The 22,315-nt window shown below is 73.0% G+C and carries 17 protein-coding genes; 6 read left to right on the top strand and 11 right to left on the bottom strand.

Translation table 11 applies throughout. The features are described 5' to 3' along the window. Window positions 1–4 precede the first annotated feature (4 nt). The 8 genes from ftsW to rsmH form a co-directional block, all read right to left on the bottom strand. A complete protein-coding gene (gene ftsW / locus ACZ7D7_RS11795; protein ID WP_470823901.1) occupies window positions 5–1,366 on the bottom strand; it encodes a putative lipid II flippase FtsW in 1,362 nt (453 codons plus the stop codon). Window positions 1,367–1,440: 74 nt separating this feature from the next. Next, the gene (murD, locus tag ACZ7D7_RS11790; RefSeq protein ID WP_470823900.1) at window positions 1,441–2,859 is read right to left on the bottom strand and encodes a UDP-N-acetylmuramoyl-L-alanine--D-glutamate ligase; all 1,419 of its coding nucleotides are present in this window, start codon (window positions 2,857–2,859) and stop codon (window positions 1,441–1,443) included. After that, window positions 2,841–3,911, bottom strand: a complete 1,071-nt coding sequence (mraY, locus tag ACZ7D7_RS11785; protein WP_470824250.1) for a phospho-N-acetylmuramoyl-pentapeptide-transferase — start codon at window positions 3,909–3,911, stop codon at window positions 2,841–2,843. Before mraY ends, murD begins: the two co-directional genes overlap by 19 nt. Further along, window positions 3,911–5,326: a UDP-N-acetylmuramoyl-tripeptide--D-alanyl-D-alanine ligase gene (locus tag ACZ7D7_RS11780; protein ID WP_470823898.1), complete on the bottom strand. Its 1,416-nt coding sequence runs from the start codon at window positions 5,324–5,326 to the stop codon at window positions 3,911–3,913. The genes mraY and ACZ7D7_RS11780 overlap by 1 nt, the downstream gene beginning before the upstream one ends. A 28-nt stretch (window positions 5,327–5,354) precedes the next feature. Further along, window positions 5,355–6,881, bottom strand: a complete 1,527-nt coding sequence (locus tag ACZ7D7_RS11775) for a UDP-N-acetylmuramoyl-L-alanyl-D-glutamate--2,6-diaminopimelate ligase (RefSeq protein ID WP_470823897.1) — start codon at window positions 6,879–6,881, stop codon at window positions 5,355–5,357. Between the two features lie 194 nt (window positions 6,882–7,075). Continuing rightward, window positions 7,076–9,037 carry a peptidoglycan D,D-transpeptidase FtsI family protein gene (locus tag ACZ7D7_RS11770; RefSeq protein ID WP_470823896.1) on the bottom strand — a complete coding sequence of 654 codons (1,962 nt, stop codon included), beginning with the start codon at window positions 9,035–9,037 and terminating at the stop codon, window positions 7,076–7,078. A gap of 6 nt (window positions 9,038–9,043) precedes the next feature. Beyond that, complete coding sequence (gene ftsL, locus ACZ7D7_RS11765) at window positions 9,044–9,649, bottom strand: cell division protein FtsL (protein ID WP_470824249.1); 606 nt, start codon at window positions 9,647–9,649, stop codon at window positions 9,044–9,046. 135 nt (window positions 9,650–9,784) lie between these two features. Then, window positions 9,785–10,741 (bottom strand): 16S rRNA (cytosine(1402)-N(4))-methyltransferase RsmH, encoded by a 957-nt coding sequence (gene rsmH / locus ACZ7D7_RS11760; RefSeq protein WP_470823895.1) that lies wholly within the window; start codon window positions 10,739–10,741, stop codon window positions 9,785–9,787. Between the two features lie 438 nt (window positions 10,742–11,179). Here rsmH and ACZ7D7_RS11755 point away from each other — a divergent pair, with 438 nt between their 5' ends. From ACZ7D7_RS11755 to ACZ7D7_RS11740, 4 genes are all read left to right on the top strand, one after another. After that, window positions 11,180–11,731 (top strand): beta-class carbonic anhydrase, encoded by a 552-nt coding sequence (locus ACZ7D7_RS11755; protein WP_470823893.1) that lies wholly within the window; start codon window positions 11,180–11,182, stop codon window positions 11,729–11,731. Between the two features lie 260 nt (window positions 11,732–11,991). Next, the gene (locus ACZ7D7_RS11750; RefSeq protein ID WP_470823892.1) at window positions 11,992–13,065 is read left to right on the top strand and encodes an AAA family ATPase; all 1,074 of its coding nucleotides are present in this window, start codon (window positions 11,992–11,994) and stop codon (window positions 13,063–13,065) included. Further along, window positions 13,065–14,438 carry a DUF58 domain-containing protein gene (locus ACZ7D7_RS11745; RefSeq protein ID WP_470823891.1) on the top strand — a complete coding sequence of 458 codons (1,374 nt, stop codon included), beginning with the start codon at window positions 13,065–13,067 and terminating at the stop codon, window positions 14,436–14,438. Before ACZ7D7_RS11750 ends, ACZ7D7_RS11745 begins: the two co-directional genes overlap by 1 nt. Further along, on the top strand, window positions 14,435–16,822 hold the full coding sequence (locus ACZ7D7_RS11740) for a transglutaminase TgpA family protein (protein WP_470823890.1): 2,388 nt from the start codon (window positions 14,435–14,437) through the stop codon (window positions 16,820–16,822). The genes ACZ7D7_RS11745 and ACZ7D7_RS11740 overlap by 4 nt, the downstream gene beginning before the upstream one ends. Window positions 16,823–16,928: 106 nt before the next feature. Here ACZ7D7_RS11740 and ACZ7D7_RS11735 read toward each other — a convergent pair whose 3' ends face one another. From ACZ7D7_RS11735 to ACZ7D7_RS11725, 3 genes are all read right to left on the bottom strand, one after another. Further along, window positions 16,929–17,321, bottom strand: a complete 393-nt coding sequence (locus ACZ7D7_RS11735; protein ID WP_470823888.1) for a DUF3040 domain-containing protein — start codon at window positions 17,319–17,321, stop codon at window positions 16,929–16,931. Between the two features lie 278 nt (window positions 17,322–17,599). Continuing rightward, the gene (locus tag ACZ7D7_RS11730; RefSeq protein WP_470823887.1) at window positions 17,600–18,424 is read right to left on the bottom strand and encodes a methyltransferase; all 825 of its coding nucleotides are present in this window, start codon (window positions 18,422–18,424) and stop codon (window positions 17,600–17,602) included. Between the two features lie 200 nt (window positions 18,425–18,624). Further along, window positions 18,625–19,200: an SAV_6107 family HEPN domain-containing protein gene (locus ACZ7D7_RS11725; protein WP_470823886.1), complete on the bottom strand. Its 576-nt coding sequence runs from the start codon at window positions 19,198–19,200 to the stop codon at window positions 18,625–18,627. Between the two features lie 164 nt (window positions 19,201–19,364). Here ACZ7D7_RS11725 and ACZ7D7_RS11720 point away from each other — a divergent pair, with 164 nt between their 5' ends. After that, window positions 19,365–20,252 (top strand): ATP-binding cassette domain-containing protein, encoded by an 888-nt coding sequence (locus tag ACZ7D7_RS11720; RefSeq protein ID WP_470823885.1) that lies wholly within the window; start codon window positions 19,365–19,367, stop codon window positions 20,250–20,252. Then, on the top strand, window positions 20,224–22,308 hold the full coding sequence (locus tag ACZ7D7_RS11715) for a YhgE/Pip family protein (protein ID WP_470823884.1): 2,085 nt from the start codon (window positions 20,224–20,226) through the stop codon (window positions 22,306–22,308). Before ACZ7D7_RS11720 ends, ACZ7D7_RS11715 begins: the two co-directional genes overlap by 29 nt. Window positions 22,309–22,315: the final 7 nt, after the last annotated feature.

Genomic DNA, 22,315 nt, shown 5'->3' with positions numbered 1-22,315 from the left:
AAATTCACCGCTCTCCGGACGAGCGTGCCGCCGAGGCACGCCGTCGCATCGTGTTCCAACTCCGGGGACTCCGACTGGCCGCCGGGCCCCCAGCCCCCCGCTTTCTACCAAAGCGGGGTTGCCGCATCGCAAGCGCCGCCCGCGCAGCGGGCTCGTCGCGCGCGAACGCGATGAGCAGCCCGATGGCGAACAGGGTCGGCAGCAGGGCGGAACCCCCGTAGGAGAACAGCGGGAGCGGGACTCCGGCGATCGGCAGCAGGCCGAGCACCGCACCGATGTTGATCACGGCCTGGGCCGTGATCCAGGTGGTCACGCCTCCCGCGGCGTACCTCACGAAGGGGTCCTCCGTGCGTCCGGCCACGCGGATACCCGCATAGCCTAGAGCCGCGAAGAGTGCGAGCACCGACAGCGTCCCTGCCAGGCCCAGTTCCTCACCGGTGATGGCGAAGATGAAGTCGGTGTGCGCTTCCGGGAGTTGGCCCCATTTTTCCACGCTCGCGCCGAGCCCGGATCCGAACAGGCCGCCGGAGGCGAGGGCGTAGATCCCGTGCACGGCCTGCCAGCAGGCGTCGCCCGGGCCGGGGTCGGTGGCGCCGAGGCAGGCGAGCCGCGCCATCCGGTTCTCGCTGGTCTTGATCAGGATCGCGCCGAGCAGCCCGGCGACCGCCAGGACGCCCGCGAAGAGGCGGGTGGGGGCGCCCGCCAGCCACAGCAGGCCGAACAGGATCGCCGTCAGGATGATCGCGGTGCCCATGTCGCCGCCGAGCATGATCAGTCCGAGCAGCATGAAGGCGACGGGCACGAGCGGCACCAGCATGTGCTTCCACTGCGTCAGCAGCTTCTTGTCCTGCTTGCGTGCCAGCAGGTCGGCGCCCCACAGCACGAGCGCGAGCTTGCCGAACTCGCTGGGCTGGACCTGGAAGGAGCCGCCGAGCGCGATCCAGTTCTGGTTGCCGTTGACCGACACCCCTATCCCCGGCACCTGCACCAGGGCCATCAGGAACACGGCGCCGGCGAGGATCGGGTAGGCCAGCGCGCGGTGCAGCTTCACCGGCATCCGGGAGGCGAGGAACATCAGACCGCCGCCGAGGACCGCCGCGATGAGCTGCTTGCGGAAGAAGTACCAGCCGGGCAGCGACATCTGGAGCGCGGTGATCTGGGAGGCCGAGTAGACCATCACCAGCCCGAGCACGGTGATCAGCAGGCTGCCGCCGAGGATCAGGTAGTACGCGGTCAGCGGCCGGTCCCAGGCCCGGCGGGCGCGGCGCTGGAGCCGGAGTACGGGGTTGTCGCGGAGCGGTCCGCCGACGACGGGCCGCTTGACGGCCCGCTGCACGGGCGGACGCCGGGTACGGCTACCGGGCATCGCAGCCTCCGCTGTCCGTCGGCCTGGACCGTCCCACGCGTCCCTCCCGAGGTCGCCCGGCTCAGGCGGCCGGGTCAGGCGCCGAGTTCGCGAACGGCCTCCGCGAACGCGTCACCGCGCTTGTTGTAGTTGACGAACATGTCCATCGAGGCGCAGGCCGGGGCCAGCAGCACCGTGTCGCCGGGGCGGGCGAGCCGCTGCGCCTCCCGGACGGCCTGGAGCATCGCCCCAGTGTCGGTCCGTTCGAGGTCGACCACGGGTACTTCCGGGGCGTGTCGCGCGAGGGCTTCGCGGATCAGCGCACGGTCCTGGCCGATCAGCACGGCGCCCCGCAGGCGCTCCGCGGAGCGGGCGACGAGCTCGTCGAAGGTGGCGCCCTTGGCGAGGCCGCCGGCGATCCACACGATCGACTCGTACGCCGCCAACGAGGCCTGGGCGGCATGGGTGTTGGTGGCCTTGGAGTCGTCCACGTAGGCCACGCCCGCGATGTCGGCGACGTGCGCGATGCGGTGGGCGTCGGGCCGGAAGGCGCGCAGTCCGTCCCGTACGGCCTGGGCGGGGACGCCGAAGGCGCGCGCGAGGGCCGCCGCCGCCAGCGCGTTGGCGACGTTGTGCGGGGCGGGCGGGTTGACGTCGGAGACCTCGGCGAGTTCCTGGGCGTTCTTCTGCCGGTTCTCGACGAAGGCGCGGTCGACCAGGATGCCGTCCACGACGCCGAGTTGGGAGGGGCCCGGCGTGCCGAGGGTGAAGCCGATGGCCCGGCAGCCCTCCTCTACGTCGGCCTCGCGGACCAGGTCCTCGGTGGCCTTGTCGGCCACGTTGTAGACGCAGGCCACCCGGTTGCCCTCGTAGATACGGCCCTTGTCGGCGGCGTACGCCTCCATGGAGCCGTGCCAGTCGAGGTGGTCGGGGGCGAGGTTCAGCACGGCCGCGGAGTGGGCGCGCAGCGACGGCGCCCAGTGCAGCTGGTAGCTGGACAGTTCCACGGCCAGGACGTCGTACTTCTCGTCGCCGAGCACCGCGTCGAGGAGGGAGACGCCGATGTTGCCGACGGCGGCCGTGCGCAGGCCCGCCGCCTCGAGGATGGCGGCGAGCATCTGCACGGTGGTGGTCTTGCCGTTGGTGCCGGTGACCGCGAGCCAGGGCGCGGCGTCCGGGCCGCGCAGCCGCCAGGCGAGTTCGACGTCGCCCCAGACGGGGACGCCGGCCCGCTCGGCGGCGGCGAACAGCGGCTTGTCGGGCTTCCAGCCCGGCGCGGTGACGATCAGGTCGGTGCCGTCGGGCAGGGTCGCGCCGTCGCCGAGGCGCACGGTGACGCCGAGCGCCTGAAGTTCGGCGGCCTGGGCGCGGGCCCGGTCGTCGTCGCCGTCGTTGACGACGGTGACCTTCGCGCCGAGCCCGTGCAGCACCTTGGCCGCCGGGACGCCGGAGACGCCGAGCCCGGCGACGGTGACGTTCTTCCCCTGCCAGTCGGTCACTTGTCCGCTGCCCATCCCGCGTAGAAGAGGCCCAGTCCGACGATCACGCAGATGCCCTGGATGATCCAGAAGCGGACCACCACAAGGACTTCGGACCAGCCCTTGAGTTCGAAGTGGTGCTGGAGTGGCGCCATCCGGAAGACGCGCTTGCCGGTCAGGCGGAAGGAGCCGACCTGGATCACCACGGACATGGTGATCAGGACGAACAGGCCGCCGAGGATGGCGAGCAGCAGCTCGGTGCGGGAGCAGATCGCGAGGCCCGCGAGCACGCCGCCGAGCGCGAGCGAACCGGTGTCGCCCATGAAGATCTTGGCCGGTGAGGTGTTCCACCACAGGAAGCCGAGGCAGGCACCCATCAGCGCGGACGAGACCACGGCGAGGTCGAGCGGGTCGCGGACCTCGTAGCAGGCGCCCGGGTTGGTCAGCGTGCCCGCGTTGGCGCAGGACTCCTGGAACTGCCAGACGCCGATGAAGGTGTAGGCGCCGAAGACGAGGACGGAGGCGCCGGTGGCCAGGCCGTCGAGGCCGTCGGTGAGGTTCACGCCGTTCGACATCGCGAGGATCATGAACAGCGCCCAGACCACGAACAGCACCGGGCCGATGGTCCAGCCGAAGTCGGTGATGAACGACAGCTTGGTGGAGGCCGGGGTGTTGCCGCGGTTGTCCGCGAACTGCAGGGAGAGCACCGCGAAGGCGATGCCGACGATGAGCTGGCCGGCCATCTTCGCCTTGGCCCGCAGGCCCAGCGAACGCCGCTTGACGATCTTGATGTAGTCGTCGAGGAAGCCGACCAGGCCCATGCCGGCCATCAGGCCGAGCACCAACAGGCCGGAGAAGGTCGGCTGGTAGCCGGTGATGACCTTGCTGAGGAAGTACGCGGCGATCGTCGCGAAGATGAAGGCGATGCCGCCCATGGTCGGCGTACCGCGCTTGCTGTGGTGCTCGCGCGGACCGTCGTCCCGGATGTACTGGCCGTAGCCCTTGCGGGCCAGCAGCTTGATCAGCAGCGGGGTGCCGACCAGGGTGAGGAACAGACCAATGACTCCTGCGAACAGGATCTGCTTCATCATCGGGCGGCAACCTCACCCTCGGCACCGGCCCCGAGCAGCGCCTCGGCGACGCTCTCCAGGCCGACCGATCGGGACGCCTTCACGAGCACGACGTCTCCCGGGCGCAGCTCGCTGCGCAACAGGTCGACCGCCGCCTGTGCGTCGGACACGTGCACCGACTCCTCACCCCACGAACCCTCGTTATATGCGCCCAGTTGCAGCCAGGACGCTTCCCTGCCCCCGACCGCGACGAGCTTGCTGACGTTGAGCCGGACGGCGAGCCGCCCGACCGCGTCGTGCTCGGCGAGCGCCTCGTCCCCGAGCTCGGCCATCTTGCCGAGCACCGCCCACGTGCGGCGCCCCTTGCCGATGGCCGCGAGCGCGCGCAGGGCGGCCCGCATGGACTCGGGGTTCGCGTTGTAGGCGTCGTTGACGACCGTCACGCCGTCCGGACGCTCGGTGACCTCCATCCGCCAGCGGGAGAGGGAGCCCGCCTCGGAGAGCGCGACGGCGATCTCGTCTGCGGACATGCCCAGCTCGTGGGCGACGGCGGCCGCGGCGAGCGCGTTCGACACGTGGTGCTCACCGTACAGGCGCATGGTCACATCGCTTGCACCGGAGGGTGTGTGAAGCCTGAAGGAGGGCTGCCCGCTGTCCGTGAGTCGCACGTTCTCAGCGCGAACGTCCGCTTCGTCGGACTCTCCGAAAAGGAGCACCTTCGCCTTCGTTCGGGACGCCATGGCCCGTACGAAGGGGTCGTCCGCGTTGAGGATCGCCGTGCCGCCCTCGTCGGCCGTGGGGAGGGACTCGACGAGTTCGCCCTTGGCCTGCGCGATCTGCTCGCGGCCGCCGAACTCGCCGATGTGGGCGGAGCCGACGTTGAGGACGAGGCCGACCTTCGGGGGCGTCAGGCCCGCGAGGTAGCGGATGTGGCCGATGCCGCGGGCGCCCATCTCCAGGACCAGGAAACGGGTTTCCTCGGTGGCGCTGAGCGCGGTGAGCGGCAGCCCGATCTCGTTGTTGAGGGAGCCCGGCGTGAACACCGTGGGTGCCTTGCGCCGCAGCACCTGGGCGATGAGGTCCTTGGTGCTGGTCTTGCCCGCGGAGCCGGTGAGGGCGACGAGGGTGGCGCCGAGCCGGTTCACGACGTGGCGGGCGAGGGCGCCGAGGGCTGCCTGGACGTCCGGCACGACGATCGCGGGGACGCCGACGGGGCGGGACGCCAGCACGGCGGCCGCTCCGGCCGCCACGACCGCTTCCGCGAAGTCGTGGCCGTCCACGCGCTCGCCGACGAAGGCGACGAAGAGGCTGCCGGGCACCACCTCGCGGGAGTCCCGGACGACCGGCCCGGTGACCTGCGCGGAGAGGTCCGGTATGTCGTGCGTCTGCCCGCCGACGACTTCTGCGATCTCGGCGAGAGAGAGGGCGATCACAAGTTCATCCCCTGGATCATTCGGGATCTCATCCCTGGGTCTTCTGGATGGCTTCGCGAAGCACCTGGCGGTCGTCGAAGGGACGGACCACTCCGGCGATGTCCTGGCCCTGCTCGTGGCCCTTGCCGGCGACCAGCACGGTGTCGCCCGGCTCGGCGCGGGCGACGGCGGCGGCGATGGCGGCGGCCCGGTCCTCGAAGACCTGGACCTCGCCGCGCTCGTGCGCGGGCACGGACGCCGCGCCCTGGAGCATGGTCGCGAGGATGGCGAGGGGGTCCTCGGAGCGGGGGTTGTCCGACGTCAGTACGGCGGTGTCGGCGAGCCGGGCCGCCGAGGCGCCCATCGGCTCGCGCTTGGTGGTGTCCCGGTCGCCGCCGCAGCCGAGCACGATGTGGATGCGGCCCTCGGTGACCTTGCGCAGGGCGCGCAGCACCGATTCGACGGCGTCGGTCTTGTGCGCGTAGTCGACGACCGCGAGGTAGGGCTGTCCGGCGTCCACGCGCTCCAGCCGGCCGGGCACGCCCGGTACGGCGGCCACGCCGTCGGCGGCGGCCTGCGGGTCGAGGCCTGCGGCGGCGAGGGCGGTGATCGCGGCGAGGGTGTTCGCCACGTTGAACGGGCCGGCGAGCGGCGACTTGGCGGTGATCCGCTCGCCGTTGGGGCCGATCACGGTGAACGTCGAGTCCAGCGGGCCGACGTGGACGTCGTCGGCGCGCCAGTCGGCGTCCGGGTGGCCCTCGGCGGAGTAGGTGACGACCGGGACCGTGGCCTCCTTGGCGAGCCTGCGGCCGTACTCGTCGTCGACGTTGACCACGCCGAGCCTGCTGCGCTGCGGCGTGAACAGCTGTGCCTTGGCCCGGAAGTAGTCCTCCATGTCGGAGTGGAACTCCATGTGTTCCGGGCTGAGGTTGGTGAAGACGGCGACGTCGAAGACGCAGCCGTCGACCCGGCCGAGCACGAGCGCGTGGCTGGAGACCTCCATGGCGACGGCCTCGACGCCGCGCTCGCGCATGACGGCGAACAGGGCCTGGAGGTCGGTCGCCTCGGGCGTGGTGCGCTCGGACTTGATGCGCTCGTCGCCGATGCGCATCTCGACCGTGCCGATCAGTCCGGTCGAGTGCGCCGTGCGCAGACCGCCCTCGACGAGGTAGGCGGTGGTGGTCTTGCCGGAGGTGCCCGTGATGCCGATCTGGAGCAGGTCGCCGCCGGGCCGGCCGTAGATGGTGGCCGCCAGCTCGCCCATCCGGGCCCGCGGGTCGGCCACGACCAGCACCGGCAGGCCGGTGGCGGCGGCGCGCTCGGCGCCCGTCGGGTCGGTGAGCACGGCCGCCGCGCCGAGGCCCGCGGCCTGGGTGACGAAGTCGGCGCCGTGCATCCGGGCGCCGGGCAGGGCCGCGTACAGGTCGCCGGGGCGGACGGCGCGCGAGTCGTGGGTGATGCCCGAGATCTCGACCGCGCGGTCGGTCTCCGGCTGCTCGGCACCCAGCTGACCGGCGAGTTCCGCGAGGGGTGTGGCGGTGACCCGCTCCGGCCGGGGCGGTCCCGGATATGTCACGGGGTGGCCCTTCTGGGTGGTTTGGGACTGATCAGCGTGTGGCACGGCGGTGAGCGTACCGGGCGTACCCGCCCTGGAGCGAAGCGAGGGGCCGGGGCCGCTCTGGTTCCCGGGGTCGGGGGTGATCGTTGTCACGAGGTGTTCCTGGGTGGTTCCGTGCCGACCGGTGGCGACCGGTCGGGGGTGCGGGCTGATCAGGGCTGGTAGGTGACGGGGAGCCGGGCCGGCTTGGCGCCGGTCGGCGGGACCTGGAGGGTCTTGAGGGCGAACTCCATGACCTGCTTGTAGACCGGTCCGCAGATCTGGCCGCCGAAGTAGTTGCCCCTCGTGGCGTTCTGGATGGCGCAGTAGACGGTGACGCGGGGCTTGTCGGCGGGCGCGAAACCGGCGAACGACGAGGTGTAGCCGCGGTACTTGCCGGTGGCCGGATCCACGCGGTTGGCCGTGCCGGTCTTGCCCGCCACGCGGTAGCCGGGGATGCGGGCCTTGGTGCCGGTGCCCTCTTCGTCGTCCACGACGGACTCCAGCATCTCGGCGAGCGTCTTCGCCGTCTTCGGGCTCACGACCCGCGTCTTCTCGGGTTCCGGGGCGGGTGTGAAGCGGCCGTCGGCGCCCTTCGTGCCGCGCACCAGGGTGGGGGCGACGCGGACGCCGCCGTTGGCGATGGTCGAGTAGACGGACGCCGCCTGCATCGCGTTGATGGACACGCCCTGGCCGAAAGGAATCGTGTACTGCTGCGAGGTGGACCACTTGTCGGGCGGGGCGAGGATGCCCTGGGTCTCGCCGGGGAAGCCCAGCCCGGTGGGGCTGCCCAGGCCGAACCGGCGCAGGTACGAGTAGAGGACCTCGTTGGACTCGCGCTGCGTCTTGCCGAGCTGGCCGGTGGCCAGGATCGTGCCGATGTTGCTGGACTTGGCGAGGACGCCGTTGAGCGTGAGGTACCAGGTGGGGTGGTCGACGTCGTCCTTGAACAGCCGGTCGCCCCGGTGCAGCCGGTTGGGCACGACGACGTGCGTCATGGGCGTCGCGGCGTTCTCCTCCAGCACGGCCGCCATCGACATGACCTTGGCGGTGGAGCCGGGCTCGTAGGCGTCCTGGAGGGCCGCGTTGCCGAGTGCCTCGGGGCTCGCGGTGGACAGGTCGTTGGGGTCGAAGCCCGGCGCGTTGGCCATGGCGAGGATCTCGCCGGTCTTCGTGTCCTGCACGATCACGTAGCCGCGGTCCGCCTTCGACTTCTTCACCTGCTCGGAGATGGCGTTCTGCGCGGCCCACTGGATGTCGCGGTCGATGGTGAGCTCGACGTCGCTGCCGGGCACGGCGGGCGTCTCGTTGGAGCCCGCTGTGGGCACCTGACGGCCGCCGGACTGGGCGTAGCGGACCTTGCCGTCCTTGCCGGCGAGCTGCTTGTCGAGCTGGGACTCGATGCCGCCGCCGCCCTTGCCCTCGCTGTTGACCCAGCCCAGTATCCCGGCGGCGAGGTCGCCGTTCGGGTACACGCGCTTGCTGCTGGGGTCGGCGAAGACGCCCGCGAGGACGTTGACGGCGGACTTGTCCTTCTCCGCCTTCTTCGCGAGCGCGCTCTTGAGGTCCTTGATCTGGTTCCAGACCTGGGGGGTGCGGCTGCGGGCGAGCCGGACGTAGCGCAGGTCCTTCTTCGCGGGCCGCAGCTTCTTCGCCAGGTCGGCCTGGTCGAGGCCGAGGATCGGCGCCAGCAGGGCCGCCGCCTGTTCGGGTCCGTCGCCGACCTTCAGCTGCTTGCGCGTGAACATCGTGGGGTCGGCCGTGATGTCGTACGCGTCCACGCTGGCCGCCAGTGCCACGCCGTTGCGGTCGGTGATGCCGCCGCGCTCGGCGGCCAGGGTGTGCACGACGTACCGGTTCTGCTGGGCCTTGGCGCTGTAGGTGCTCGCGTCGACGGCCTGCACCTGGAGCAGCCGCACGGTGAAGGCGATCAGCACCAGGGTGAGCGCGACGCCGACCAGGCGCAGCCGGGGGCGGGGGCTGCCGAGCCGGATGACGCGCGGGGACGCCGGGCGGGGCGGGGCCGGGCGGCGGGCGGCCGGGCGGGCGCCTGCTCCGCGCGGGCGGGCGGCGCCGGGGCGGGCAGGCCTTGCCGGTCCGGGCACGCGGCGGCGGGGCGGTTCCCTGTCGGACACTTTCCGTCACCTGCCGGGGGTCGAGGTCGTGGCGGGCTGTGCGGGGGAGGCAGTCGGCGCGGCGGCGCCCGGGGCGGGGTCCTGGTCCGGGGCGGCCTGGGCGGGGTCCTGGGCCCGAGGTGCCTGGCCGGGCGGGGTCGTGGCCGTGGTCGTGGGAGACGGTCCGGCGGCCGGTTCCCCGGTGGGTGCCGCCTCGGGCGGCAGGAAGAGGGGCGTGGTGCTCGCCGTCCGGGTGTCGGCGGCGGGGCCGGGGACGCCCTTGACCCTGCCGTCGGGGCCGAGGAAGGCCGGGTCGCCGCCGGGGACCATGCCGAGCTCGCGGGCGCGGCGCTGAAGGGCGTCCGGCGCGGAGTAGGCGTCCACGTCCCGCTGGAGGGCCTGCTCCTCGTCGGTGAGTTCCTGTGTCTGGCGCTCCAGGTCGTCCAGCTGGAAGGAGCCCTCGCTCAGGGCGGAGTTCAGCACCAGCAGTCCGATGAGGCCGCCGCCGAGCAGCAGGACGACGAGCAGCACGAACGGGGTGCGGGCCGCCTGGCCGCCGCCGCCCTGCCCGGTCGGGAAGAGCTGCGCGAGCCGGGCCGCCCTGCCCCTGAGCTCGGGTTTCCTTCCGAGCAGGGGTTTTCCGGCCGACGGCGCCCCGGCGCCCGACCGGCACTTCGCGCTCGACTGCGGCTTTCCGGTGAGTCGGGGTTTCCTACTCACGCGCCCTCCCCCGGGTCCGTCGTCCGAACCGACCGTGCGGCACCCGGCTCACTCCACGTCCTCCCTGACGCGCTCGGCCCCGCGCAGGCGGGCGGGCGCGGCCCGGCGGTTCGCCGCGACCTCTTCCTCGGTGGGAAGTTCGGCACCGCGGGTCAGGAGCTTGAGCCGGGGCTGGTAGCGCTCGGGCACGACGGGCAGTCCGGGCGGCGCGGTGGTGGCGGCGCCGGCCGCGAACACCTGCTTGACCAGCCGGTCCTCCAGCGAGTGGTACGACAGCACGGCGATCCGCCCGCCGACGTCGAGGGACTTCACGGCGGCCGGGATCGCCCGCTCCAGGACGGCCAGTTCGCCGTTGACCTCGATGCGCAGCGCCTGGAAGGTCCGCTTGGCGGGGTTGCCGCCGGTGCGCTTGGCGGCCTGCGGCAGCGCGTCGCGGATCAGCTCGACGAGCCGCGCGCTGGTGCTGAACGGCTCCTTCTCGCGCTCGCGCACGACGGCGGACACGATCCGCTTGGCCTGCTTCTCCTCGCCGTACGCGCGCAGGATGCGGACGAGTTCACCCGGCGGGTAGGTGTTGAGGACCTCGGCGGCGCTGACGCCGGTCGTCTGGTCCATGCGCATGTCGAGCGGCGCGTCCTGCGCGTAGGCGAAGCCGCGGTCGGCCTCGTCGAGCTGCATGGAGGAGACGCCGAGGTCGAACAGGACGCCCCGCACGCGCGGGACGCCGAGCCTGTCGAGCACCTCGGGGAGTTCGTCGTACACGGCGTGCACCAAGGTGGCGCGGTCCCCGTACGGGGCGAGCCGCTCGGCGGACAGCCTGAGCGCCTCCTTGTCCCGGTCGAGGGCGACGAGCCGCGCCTCGGGGAACCGGTCCAGCAGGGCCTCGCTGTGGCCGCCGAGGCCGAGAGTGCAGTCGACGACGACCGCTCCCGGCCGCTCCAGGGCGGGCGCCAGCAGATCCAGGCACCGCTGGAGCATCACCGGGACGTGTCGACTCTGGCTCAAGGGGCCCTCTCAGATCCGGCACGGGGCTGCCGTCCGCACCGCAGGGCCCCCGCCCGCTCGTCGAAGGCGGGGCCGGCCGGCGCCGGAAGCGTCAGCCGACCGGGAGCGGGGGAGGCCGAGCCGTACGTACGCGCCGCGCACGTGGGGAGATCTCCGGACGTCGCGCCGGGGTCTCCGGGGGAATTCAGTCCAGCAGGGAGAGCCTCGCCTCCCGCTTCGCGTCACTTTAGTCCACCCTGTCGCCCGGTCAATCAACCGGCCTGCGCGTCGCGGGCCCCGTCGGGGGGCAAATCCTCCGGCGCGGCAGAACAGCGGGAAATCACCCGCCCGGCGGGACACCGCCGCTCTTGTGGGTTAGCTCACAAACAAGGCTCAATGACGTTCTTTGTCCCGTCTCACAGCGGGCCGGGAACGTGGGTGACCAGTAACGTCGTCGCCATGACGACTTCTGCTTCTGCTTCGGTACCCGCAGGCTCCGAGGGCGCCATAGCCGCCGGCACCGTCACCGACCGTCTCGTCGCGGCGAACGAGCGGTACGCGGCCGCGTTCACCGATCCCGGCATGGACGCCCGGCCCGTCCTGGGCGTCGCTGTGGTGGCCTGCATGGACGCCCGTCTCGACCTGCACGCGGCCCTCGGCCTGGAACTCGGCGACTGCCACACCATCCGCAACGCGGGCGGCGTCGTCACCGACGACGTGATCCGCTCCCTCACCATCAGCCAGCGCGCGCTCGGCACGCGCAGCGTGGTCCTCATCCACCACACCGGCTGCGGCCTGGAGTCCCTCACCGAGGAATTCCGGCACGACCTGGAGATGGAGGTCGGCCAGCGTCCCGCGTGGGCGGTGGAGGCCTTCCGGGACGTCGAACAGGACGTGCGCCAGTCGATGCAGCGCGTGCGGACCTCGCCGTTCCTGCTGCACACCGACGACATCCGCGGCTTCGTCTTCGACGTGAAGACGGGTCTGCTGAAGGAAGTCGACCCCGTCTGACCAGGCCACCCGCCCCGAATACGGCACACCGAGCGCCGTACGAAAGGCCTTAAGACCCGACATATCGCGGCCTGTTGTCCACAGGCGAGTGACACGAATCGGTAACGGCGGCAAGAATGCGGGTGTGGCGTCGCGCGGAACTTTTCACGCGCGGTGTCCGTGTTCGGGGTGGGCCGGTCCGCACGACAGAGCGTCGGCCCGGGAAATTTGGGGTACCCCAGGCTCCCTTGTGGGCGCGGGGCAGGGCCGAGGAGGGCCGGGTGACGACCTATGACGATCGAGCGAGCCATGGGGGTTCCCCCACCGGAGTAGGTTCGAGGGTGGGGGATGATCTGACCGCCGTGGTGGAGCGCGTGCGGGGGTCGGTCGAGAGCGTGATCGAGGGCAAGCCGGAGGTCGTACGGCTCTCGCTGACCGTGCTGCTCGCCGAGGGACACCTGCTGATCGAGGACGTCCCGGGCGTCGGCAAGACGATGCTGGCCAAGGCCCTGGCGCGGTCCATCGACTGCTCGGTGCGCCGCATCCAGTTCACGCCGGACCTGCTGCCGTCGGACATCACGGGTGTGTCCATCTGGGACCAGCAGCGCTCCGACTTCGAGTTCAAGCCGGGCGCGATCTTCGCGCAGGTCGTGATCGGCGACGAGATCAACCGCGCCTCGCCCAAGACCCAGTCCGCGCTCCTGGAGTCCATGGAGGAGCGGCAGGTCACCATCGACGGCAAGACCTACGAGCTGCCCAGCCCCTTCATGGTGGTCGCGACGCAGAACCCGGTCGAGATGGAGGGCACCTATCCGCTGCCCGAGGCGCAGCGCGACCGCTTCATGGCGCGCGTCTCCATCGGCTACCCGAGCGCGGAGGCCGAGCTGCAGATGCTCGACGTGCACGGCGGGGTCAACCCGCTGGACGACCTCCAGCCCGTGGCGCACGCGCACGAGATCCTCAAGCTGATCGAGACGGTGCGCGCCGTGCACGTCGCCGAGCCGGTCCGCAGGTACGCGGTGGACCTGGTCGCCGCCACGCGCACGCACCCCGACCTCAGACTCGGCGCCTCTCCGCGCGCGACGCTGCACCTGCTGCGCGCGGCGAAGGCGTCCGCCGCCCTGAGCGGCCGGGAGTACGCGCTGCCGGACGACGTCCAGGCGCTCGCCGTGGCCGTGCTCGCCCACCGTCTGCTGCCCACCGCCCAGGCGCAGCTCAACCGGCGCACCGCCGAGCAGGTGGTCCAGGAGATCCTCCAGCACACGCCGGTTCCCGCGACCCACCAGCCGCAGGGCGGCTACGGCCTGGGCCGTGGCACCCCGGCGTACGGCCAGCAGCCGCCGCGGAGGCTGTGATGACCTCCCCGGCCCCCGGGGGCGCCGGCTTCGCCGAGAGCGAGGGCGGCGACAAGGGCGGCGTCCGTACGGCGCTGTCGGGGCTGACCACGCGTGGCCGCTCCTTCCTCGCCGCCGGGATCGCGGCGGCCGTGTGCGCGTACGTCCTCGGGCAGAGCGATCTGCTCCGGGTCGGCCTGCTGCTGGCGGTGCTGCCCCTGGTGTGCGCGACGGTGCTGTACCGCACGCGGCACCGGGTCGCGGGCAGCCGCCGGCTCTCCCCCGCGCGCGTGCCCGCCGCCTCGGAAGCCCGGGTCCACCTGCGGATGGACAACGTCTCGCGGCTGCCGACCGGCCTGCTGATGCTCCAGGACCGGGTGCCGTACGTGCTCGGCCCGCGTCCCCGCTTCGTGCTGGACAGGGTGGAGGCGGGCGGGCGGCGCGAGGTGTCCTACCGGGTCCGGTCCGACCTGCGCGGCCGCTATCCGCTGGGCCCGCTCCAGCTGCGGCTGAGCGACCCGTTCGGGATGTGCGAGCTGACCCGGTCGTTCTCGGCGTACGACACGCTGACAGTGATCCCGCGCGTGGAGCCGCTGCCGCCGGTGCGGCTGGGCGGCCAGGCCAAGGGGTACGGCGACGGGCGGCAGCGTTCCCTGGCGCTGGCCGGCGAGGACGACGTGATCCCGCGCGGGTACCGCCACGGCGACGACCTGCGCCGCGTGCACTGGCGCTCCACCGCGCGCTACGGCGAGCTGATGGTGCGCCGCGAGGAGACGCCGCAGCGGGCCCGCTGCACGGTGCTGCTCGACACCCGGGCCGTCGCCTTCCGGGGCGCGGGCCCCGATTCGGCCTTCGAGTGGGCGGTGTCGGGTGCCGCGTCCGTGCTGGTGCACATGCTGGAGCGGGGCTTCTCGGTGCGGCTGCTGACGGACACCGGCAGTTCGGTGCCGGGCGAGGGCTCGGACGGCTTCGCGGGCGCCAGCCAGGAGGCCGCGGACGCGGCCGGGATGATGATGGACACCCTCGCGGTGATCGACCACTCCGACGGCGCCGGGCTGTCCCGGGCGTACGACGTGCTGCGGGGCGGCAGCGAGGGCCTGCTGGTCGCCTTCATCGGCGACCTGGACGAACAGCAGGCGGCGGTGGTCTCGCGGATGCGGCACCGCAGCGGGGCCGCGGTCGCCTTCCTGCTGGACAGTGACGCCTGGGGGCGGGAACCGGGCGACGCGGCCGGTGCGTCGGACGAGAGCGGGGAGCGGCCGCAGATGCTGCGCGAGGCGGGCTGGACGGTCGTGGCCGTGCCGCGGGGCGCCTCGCTCGGTGACGTGTGGCGGCAGGCAGACCAGGAGCGGACCGGTGTCGTCGCGGGGAGCGGTGGGGAGGGGCGGTCATGAGCGGCAGGGCACGACTGGCGCTGTGCGCCTGGGCGGCCACGCTGATGGCGGCGGGTGCCCTGCTGCCCCTGGTCGAGCCGGCCACGTGGATCCTTCAGGCGGGTTTCCTGCTGGCGGTGCAGACGGGCGTGGGCATGCTGACGCGCCGGGTGCCGCTGGCCCGTCCGCTGACCGTGGCCGTGCAGGCGCTCGTCACGCTGGCGCTGCTCACCGTGGTCTTCGCGCGGGAGCACGCGTTCGCGGGTCTGGTCCCGGGCCCGGAGGCCTTCGCGCACTTCGCCGACCTGTTCCGGCAGGGCGCGGACGACGTCGGGCGGTACGCGATCCCGGCGCCGCTCTCCGACGGCATCCGGCTGATGCTCGTCGGCGGTGTGCTGGTGATCGGGCTGCTGGTGGACGCCCTGGCGGTCACCTTCCGCAGCGCGGCCCCGGCGGGTCTGCCGCTGCTCGCGCTGTACTCGGTGGCGGCGGGCCTGTCGGACGGCGGCGCCGACTGGGTGTGGTTCCTTGTCGCGGCGGCGGGCTACCTGTTCCTGCTGCTGGCCGAGGGGCGCGACCGGCTCTCCCAGTGGGGCCGGGTCTTCGGCGGCGCTCCGCGCACGCCGGGCGGCGAGCCGGGCTCCGTGTCCCCGGTGCGCACCGGGCGGCGCATCGGCGTGGTCGCGCTGGGGGTCGCCCTGGTGGCGCCGCTGGGGCTGCCCGCCATGGACGGCGGTCTGCTGGACGGGGCCGGGGGCGGCGTGGGCAGGGGCACGGGCGGCGGCGGCACGATCTCCGCGGTGAACCCGCTGGTGTCCCTGCGCGACAGCCTGAACGTGGACGAGGACCGCACGGTCATGACGCTGCGGACCGAGTCGGAGGACGTCTCCGACCTCTACCTGCGGATCGTCTCGCTGGACGACTTCGACGGCACGACGTGGAAGCCCGCCAAGCGGGAGATCACGGCCGTGCCGGAGGGCGGCTTCCCGACGCCGCCCGGCCTCGGACCGGGCGTGAAGCGCACCGAGTTCGACACGACGGTCTCCGCGGCCGGCTGGTACGCGCAGGACTGGCTGCCGATGCCGTACCCGCCGAGCGGCGTCAGCATCCGCGGCGACTGGCGGTACGAGCCGGAGGGCATGACCCTCGTCGGCGACCACGGGCAGAACACGCGCGGGCTGACGTACCGGGTGTCGAGCCTGGACGTGGAGCCGACGGCGGACCAGCTCGCCGCAGCGCCGGCGCCGCCCGGTTCGCTGCTGAGGGAGTTCACCAAGCTGCCGGACTCGCTGCCGGACGTGGTGGCCGACACCGCGCAGGAGGTCACCGAGGGCGCGGCGAACCCGTACGAGCAGGCGGTCAAGCTTCAGGACTACTTCGCCGTCACCGGCGACTTCGAGTACGACACCCGGGTCCAGGTGGGCAGCGGTTCCCAGGCCATCGCCCGCTTCCTGCGCGACAAGCAGGGCTTCTGCGTGCACTTCTCCTTCGCGATGGCGTCCATGGCCCGCTCGCTGGGCATACCGGCCCGGGTCGCGGTGGGCTTCGCGCCGGGCACCCCGCAGGCGGACGACACGGTGTCGGTGGGCCTGAGGGACGCGCACGCGTGGCCGGAGCTGTACTTCGAGGGCGTGGGCTGGACCCGCTTCGAGCCGACGCCGAGCCGGGGCACGACGCCGTCGTACACGGTGCCGGACACCCCGGGCAGCACGGTCCCCGACCCGGCCAGGCCGTCCGAGTCGGCGTCGGCGGAGCCGTCGGCCGCACCCTCCCGGAGCGAGGGCTGCACGGTGGAGCAGAAGCGGCTGGACGGCGCCTGCCCGACCGAGTCCTCGCAGGCGGCGCTCGCCGTGGACGACGGCGGTCCGAAGTGGTGGGTGGTGCTGCTGTGGGTGCTGGGCGGGCTCGCCGCCGCGGCGGTCCCGTTCGCGCCGATGCTGTGGCGGAAGCGGACCCGGGCCGTGCGGCTCGGCGCGCACGGCCGCTCCGAGGAGGGCGCGGCGGCCCACGCGCTGGCGGTGTGGCAGGAGCTGACGGACTCGGCGTGGGACTTCGGTATCGCGCCGGACGAGTCGCGGACGCCGCGCATGGCCGCGGCCCGGATCGTGCGGCTGGGGCATCTCGACGGGGACGCGGCGGCGTCGGTGCACCGGGTGGCGGGAGCTGTCGAGCAGGTCCTCTACGCGCCGCGGCCGCATCCGACGCCGGGTCTGGCGGACGACGTCCGGCGGGTGATCGCCGGTCTGACGGCCGCGGCGGGCCGTGGTACGCGGCTGCGTGCGGTGTGCGCGCCGCGCTCGACCGTGCGGGTGGTGTGGACGGTGTCGGCCTGGTGGACGGACGTCAAGCGCCGTGCGGCGGCGGCCCGCCCGGCACTGCGCAGGCCGACACGTCAGCAGGGCTGAGAGAAGGCGGCTGAGAAGACGGCCGGGAGAAGACGGCAAGAGGGGCGGGGCGGCACGCTGGTGCCGCCCCGCCCCTCTTCACTTGCCTGGGAGACCGTAGGTGTGGCTAATGGCCCTGCTCGTCGCGGCGCCGCTGCCAGCGCTCTTCGATGCGGTCCATCATGGAGCGGCGCTGCCTGCCCTGACGACCCGCGGCCGGGGCACCGGCGGCCGGCTGTTCACCCGGCTTGGGTGCCTTGCGCCAGCCGGTCACGGCGAGCACCGCGCAGCCGAGCATCACGAGGAAGCCGACGACGCTGAGCCAGACCTGCTTGGCGACCATTCCGGCCATGAGGAGCGCAATACCTACGAGGAAGCCGGCAATCGCCTGGTAGACCCGCCGCCGGGTGTACGTGCGCAGCCCGCTTCCCTCAAGCGCCGACGCGAACTTGGGATCTTCGGCGTACAGCGCTCGCTCCATCTGCTCGAGCATGCGCTGCTCGTGCTCCGAGAGCGGCACGGAGTCCTCCTCATCGTGCAGTCGCCGGGGCGACCCGGGGGGGTCTCTTCAGGATAGGCAGGGAATCGCCCCCGTGAAACCCGCCCCTCTGCGCCAATTGGCCAACCGGAACCCGCCATGGACGTCCCGGTCCGCTGAAGCTTCCATTCCCCAGCGACCGGCCCGTCATGCCGGGCGGTCTCCTTCGATCATACGGCGCCGTGCCCCCGTTCGGGGGGCCTGTGGCGTACTCCATGTGCCATTGATGTGCTGATCAGCGGCGCACCGCGGCTGTCCGCTCAGGCCTCGTCGGTCACTCGGGTCCCACCGAGCACATGGAGCTGTGTGGCCACGGAGTGGAACGCCGGGAGCTCGGCCGCCGCCTCCTCCAGCTTCAGCAGGGCCTCCAGGGCGCCGGGCTCGGTGTCCACCAGCACGCCGGGCACGAGGTCGGCGAAGACCCGCACGCCGTGCACGGCGGCGACCTCCAGGCCGGCCCCCTCGACGAGGGCGGTGAGCTGCTCGGCGGTGAAACGGCGCGGCACGGGGTCGCCCTCGCCCCAGCGGCCGTCCGGGTCGGCCAGCGCCTGCCTGGCCTCCGTGAAGTGACCGGCGAGGGCCCGGGCGAGCACGGCGCCGCCCAGACCGGCGGCGAGCAGGCTGAGGACGCCCTCGGGGCGCAGGGCCGCGGCGGCGTTGCGCACGCCCTCGGCCGGGTCGTCCACGTATTCCAGGACGCCGTGGCAGAGGACGGCGTCGTAGCCGCCGCGCTCCACGACGTCGAAGAGGCCGTGCGCGTCGCCCTGGACGCCGCGCACGCGGTCGGCGACGTCGGCCTCGGCGGCGCGGCGCTCCAGGGCGAAGAGCGCGTTCGGGCTGGGGTCGACGACGGTGACGCGGTGGCCGAGGCGGGCGACGGGCACGGCGAACTTGCCGCTGCCGCCGCCGGTGTCGAGGACGTCCAGCACCTGGCGACCCGTGGCCTTGACCCGGCGGTCCAGGGCGTCCTGGAGGACCTCCCAGACCACGGCGGTGCGGAGTGAGGCGCGGGATCGGGTGGAGCCGGAGCGCAGCGACGCCGTCTGGTGGTGGTGGGAGGCGGGCGGGCGCATCGGGTCCGACACGGCAGTTGACTCCTCGGCACGGCACCGCCCGGTGGACGGCGGAGCGAACGGGCACCCCTCCCGGTCCGGTGTGCGGGGGACGGGCAAGGCTTCAGGCGCCCTCCACCCTATTGCCTCCCGCCCCCTGCCTGGTCACCCCGGGCGCCGCGCGGCCTCGGCGCCCGGGTGGTGCCGTCGGCCCGCCGCTGCGTGGCGGCGCCTCAGCCCGCGTCCGGCATGTCCCGGTCCGGGCCGGTGCCCCGCGCCCGGCGGTCCGGCCGGTCGGTGTCCGCGCGGGGCTGGGGCAGGACGGGCTGGAGGACGAGCATCCGCTCCACCAGGCGCAGGAACATCGCCACGTCCCGTATCAGGTCGTCGGCGTCCCGACTGCTCGCCGCGCCCTCGATGCCCGCCTCCGCCCGGGCGCGGCGCCGGGCTCCCGAGGCGAACAGCGCGCTCCATTCGGAGAGCTCGGGCGCGATCTCGGGGAGCACTTCCCAGGCGCTTCTGATGCGGGCGCGGGCTCGTGGGGTGGTCTCCGGGCGGCCGCGCGCGGCGAGCACGGCGGCGGCGGTGCGCAGGGCGGCGAGGTGGGCCGTCGCGTAGCGCTCGTTGGCCGTTTCGAGGGAGGCGGCCTCGTCCAGGCCGGCGCGGGCCTGGGCGAGCAGGTCGAGGGCGGCGGGCGGTGCCGTGGCCCGGCGCAGTACGGGGTGGACGTCGCTCGCGGGGCCGGTCAGTGAGGGGGCAGGGCCGGTGGCGCGGCGCCGACGGGCGGCGGCCGCGGAGGAGTTGGCCATGACGAACCTCCTGTCGTCTGTGTGACGGCACGCCCTCATACGGGGTGCCGTATGTGGCCATCGTGGGGTATGGCACTGACAATCCGTTCCGACCTGGGGTTTTGCTTCGATCGCGAGTTCGGGCTAGCTTTTGCCCCACGTTTTGCACTGACCAGTCAGTTCAAATGAGGGAAGGGGGAACCGTGCACGGAATCGCGGTCACGGCCCGGGACTTCGGGCTCAAGGGGCCGCGCGGCTGGGCCTTCCGCGGGGTCGGCTTCGACGCGGAGCCGGGTTCTCTGATCACGGTCGTGGGACCCTCGGGGTCCGGCCGCACCTGTCTGCTGCTCGCGCTGACCGGACGGATGAGGGCGACCGAGGGCACGGCGGTCGTGGGCGGCGCCCCGTTGCCCCGGCGGATGTCCGCCGTCCGGCGGGTCAGCGCCCTCGCGCACGTCGCCGGTGTCACCGAACTCGAACCGGCCCTGACCGTGGGCGAGCACCTGCGCGAACGGGCGCTGCTCCAGCGCCGCTTCGGCGGTTCGCCGCGCGCGCTGCTGCGCCCGCCCGCCGAGCGCCGGACCGAGGCGAGGCTGCGCGTCGGCTCGGCGCTGGCCGCCGCCGGACTCGACCCGGCGACGCTGCCCAAGGGCACCCGGACCGCCGTACGGGCCCTGGAGCGGCTGGAGGCGCTGCGGCTGTCCGTGGCGCTCGCGCTCGTCGGCCGCCCGCGGCTGCTCGGCGTGGACGACACCGACCTGAAGCTGTCGCCCGCCGAGCGCGAGGAGGTGTGGGCCCTGCTGAAGTCGGTCGCCGAGGGCGGCACGACGGTCGTCGCCGTGTGCGGCGAGGCCCCTGAGGACTCGGTCGTCGTCCCCACCCGGCCCGCGGCCGGCACGGACGAGCACGACGACGCCACCGATATCGACACCGGCACCGGCACCGACCCCGCGGGCAACGACAGCGATGACGACCGTGACGGCGACGGCGGCCGTGACCACCGTGACGGCGACGAGACCGACGTAGCGAAGGAGGCGGCGGCCGATGCGCTCGCCGAAACTGGCCGCGCTTGAGCTGAGGCGCTTCGGGCGCGGCAGGCTCCCCAGGGCCGCGCTGGTCGCGCTGCTGGTGCTGCCCCTGCTGTACGGCGCCCTGTACCTGTGGTCGTTCTGGGACCCGTACGGCCGACTGGACCGCATCCCGGTCGCGCTCGTGAACGACGACAAGGGCGCGAGCGTCGGCGGCGAGCGGCTCACGGCCGGCGACGACATCGCCCGGGGGCTGCGCGAGAGCGACACCTTCGACTGGCGTGAGGTCGGCGCGGCCGAGGCCCGCCGGGGCGTCGAGGACGGCACGTACTACCTGTCGCTCACCATGCCCGCCGACTTCAGCCGCCGTATCGCGTCCAGCTCGGGCGACTCCCCCGAGACCGGCGCGCTCCGGGTGCGCACGAACGACGCCAACAACTACATCGTCGGGCAGATCTCCCGGACGGTCTTCAGCGAGGTGCGGCAGGCCGCGTCCACGAAGGCGTCCCGGTCGTTCCTCGACCGGATCTTCATCTCCTTCTCCGACATCCACGGCGAGACGGTGAAGGCGGCCAAGGGCGCCGACAAGCTCAAGGGCGGGATCGGCAAGGCCGAGAAGGGCGCCAAGGACCTCGCCGACGGGCTGGCGGACGCCAAGGCCGGCAGCGGCAGGCTGTCCAAGGGCCTGACGAGGCTGCACACGGGCGCGGGCGACCTCCAGACCGGTTCCCGGCAGGTGGCCGACGGCACGCAGACCCTCGCCGACCTGGTCAACGGCCTCGCGGACAGAGCCGGCCCCTTCCTGAGGGACAACGAGAAGACCATCGGGGACACCGCGCGGCTCGTCGCCGACTCGTCCGGCGCGATCCGCGACAACCTGGACACGCTGGCCGAGCGGGCGCCCGGCGCCGCCAAGACGGCCCACACCGCCGCCGACACCCTGGCGGCGGTCCACCGGACCCGCTGCGACGACCCCGTGCTCCCCGACCCGGCCTGCGCCGATCTGGCGAAGGCCAGGGACGCCGCGGCCGACGTGGCGCTCGTCGTGGACGACCTCAACACGCTGATCGCCGACCACGACGGCGATCTGGAGCAGCTCGACAAGCACCTCGCGACCCTCGAGGAGCAGGCGCGGGCGCTCGCCGAGCACGCGCCGCACCTGTCCGAGGACCTCGACGCCGCCGTCAAGAAGATCAACAAACTGAACGACGGCGCCGGGAAAGTCGCGGCGGGCGCGAAGAAGCTGAACAAGGGCATCGGCAACGCCGAGACGGGCGCCGCCGACCTGGACGAAGGCGTCGGCGACCTGAGGACGGGCGCGCGGGACCTGAACGGTGGCATGTTCAAGCTCGTGGACGGCTCGGGGAAGCTCGCGGGCGGACTGCACGACGGCGCGGAACAGATCCCGGACTACGGCGAGAAGGACCGCGACCGGCGTACGGAGGTCATGGCGGACCCGGTCCGGCTGGTCTCCGAGGACCTGCACAAGGCGCCCAACTACGGCACCGGGTTCGCCCCCTACTTCATCCCGCTGTCCCTGTGGGTGGGCGCGATGGTGGCGTACATGGTGATCACGCCGATGAACCGGCGGGCACTCGCCGCGGGCGCCCCGGCCTGGCGGATCGCGCTGGCGGGCTGGCTGCCGGTGGTGGCGATCGGGGTGCTCCAGACGGTGGCCCTGATGTCGGTGCTGCACTGGGGGGTCGGGCTCCGGATGGCGCGGGCGGCGGGCACGGTGGGCTTCCTGTTCCTGGTGACGGCGTGCTTCGCGGCGATCGTGCAGTGGCTGAACGCCCGCTTCGGCGCGGCGGGCCGCATCCTCGTCCTGGCGGTCCTGATGCTCCAGCTGACGTCCGCCGGCGGCACGTACCCCGTGCAGACCAGCCCCGGCTTCTTCAACGCGCTGCATCCCTTCCTGCCGATGAGCCACGTCGTGGAGGCGCTCAGGAGGCTCATCACGGGCGGCGGCCTCGAACCGGTGTGGCACGCGTGCGTGGTGCTCACGGCCTTCACCGCGGGCGCGCTGGCGCTGACCGCCCTGTCCGCCCGCCGGCGTCAGGTGTGGACACTGGACCGACTGCACCCGGAGCTGACGCTGTGAGCGCACC

This window comes from Streptomyces sp. NPDC037054, assembly GCF_055606745.1.
Note: the sequence above shows the minus strand (reverse complement) of the source record. Positions and strands in the feature narration are given on the sequence as shown.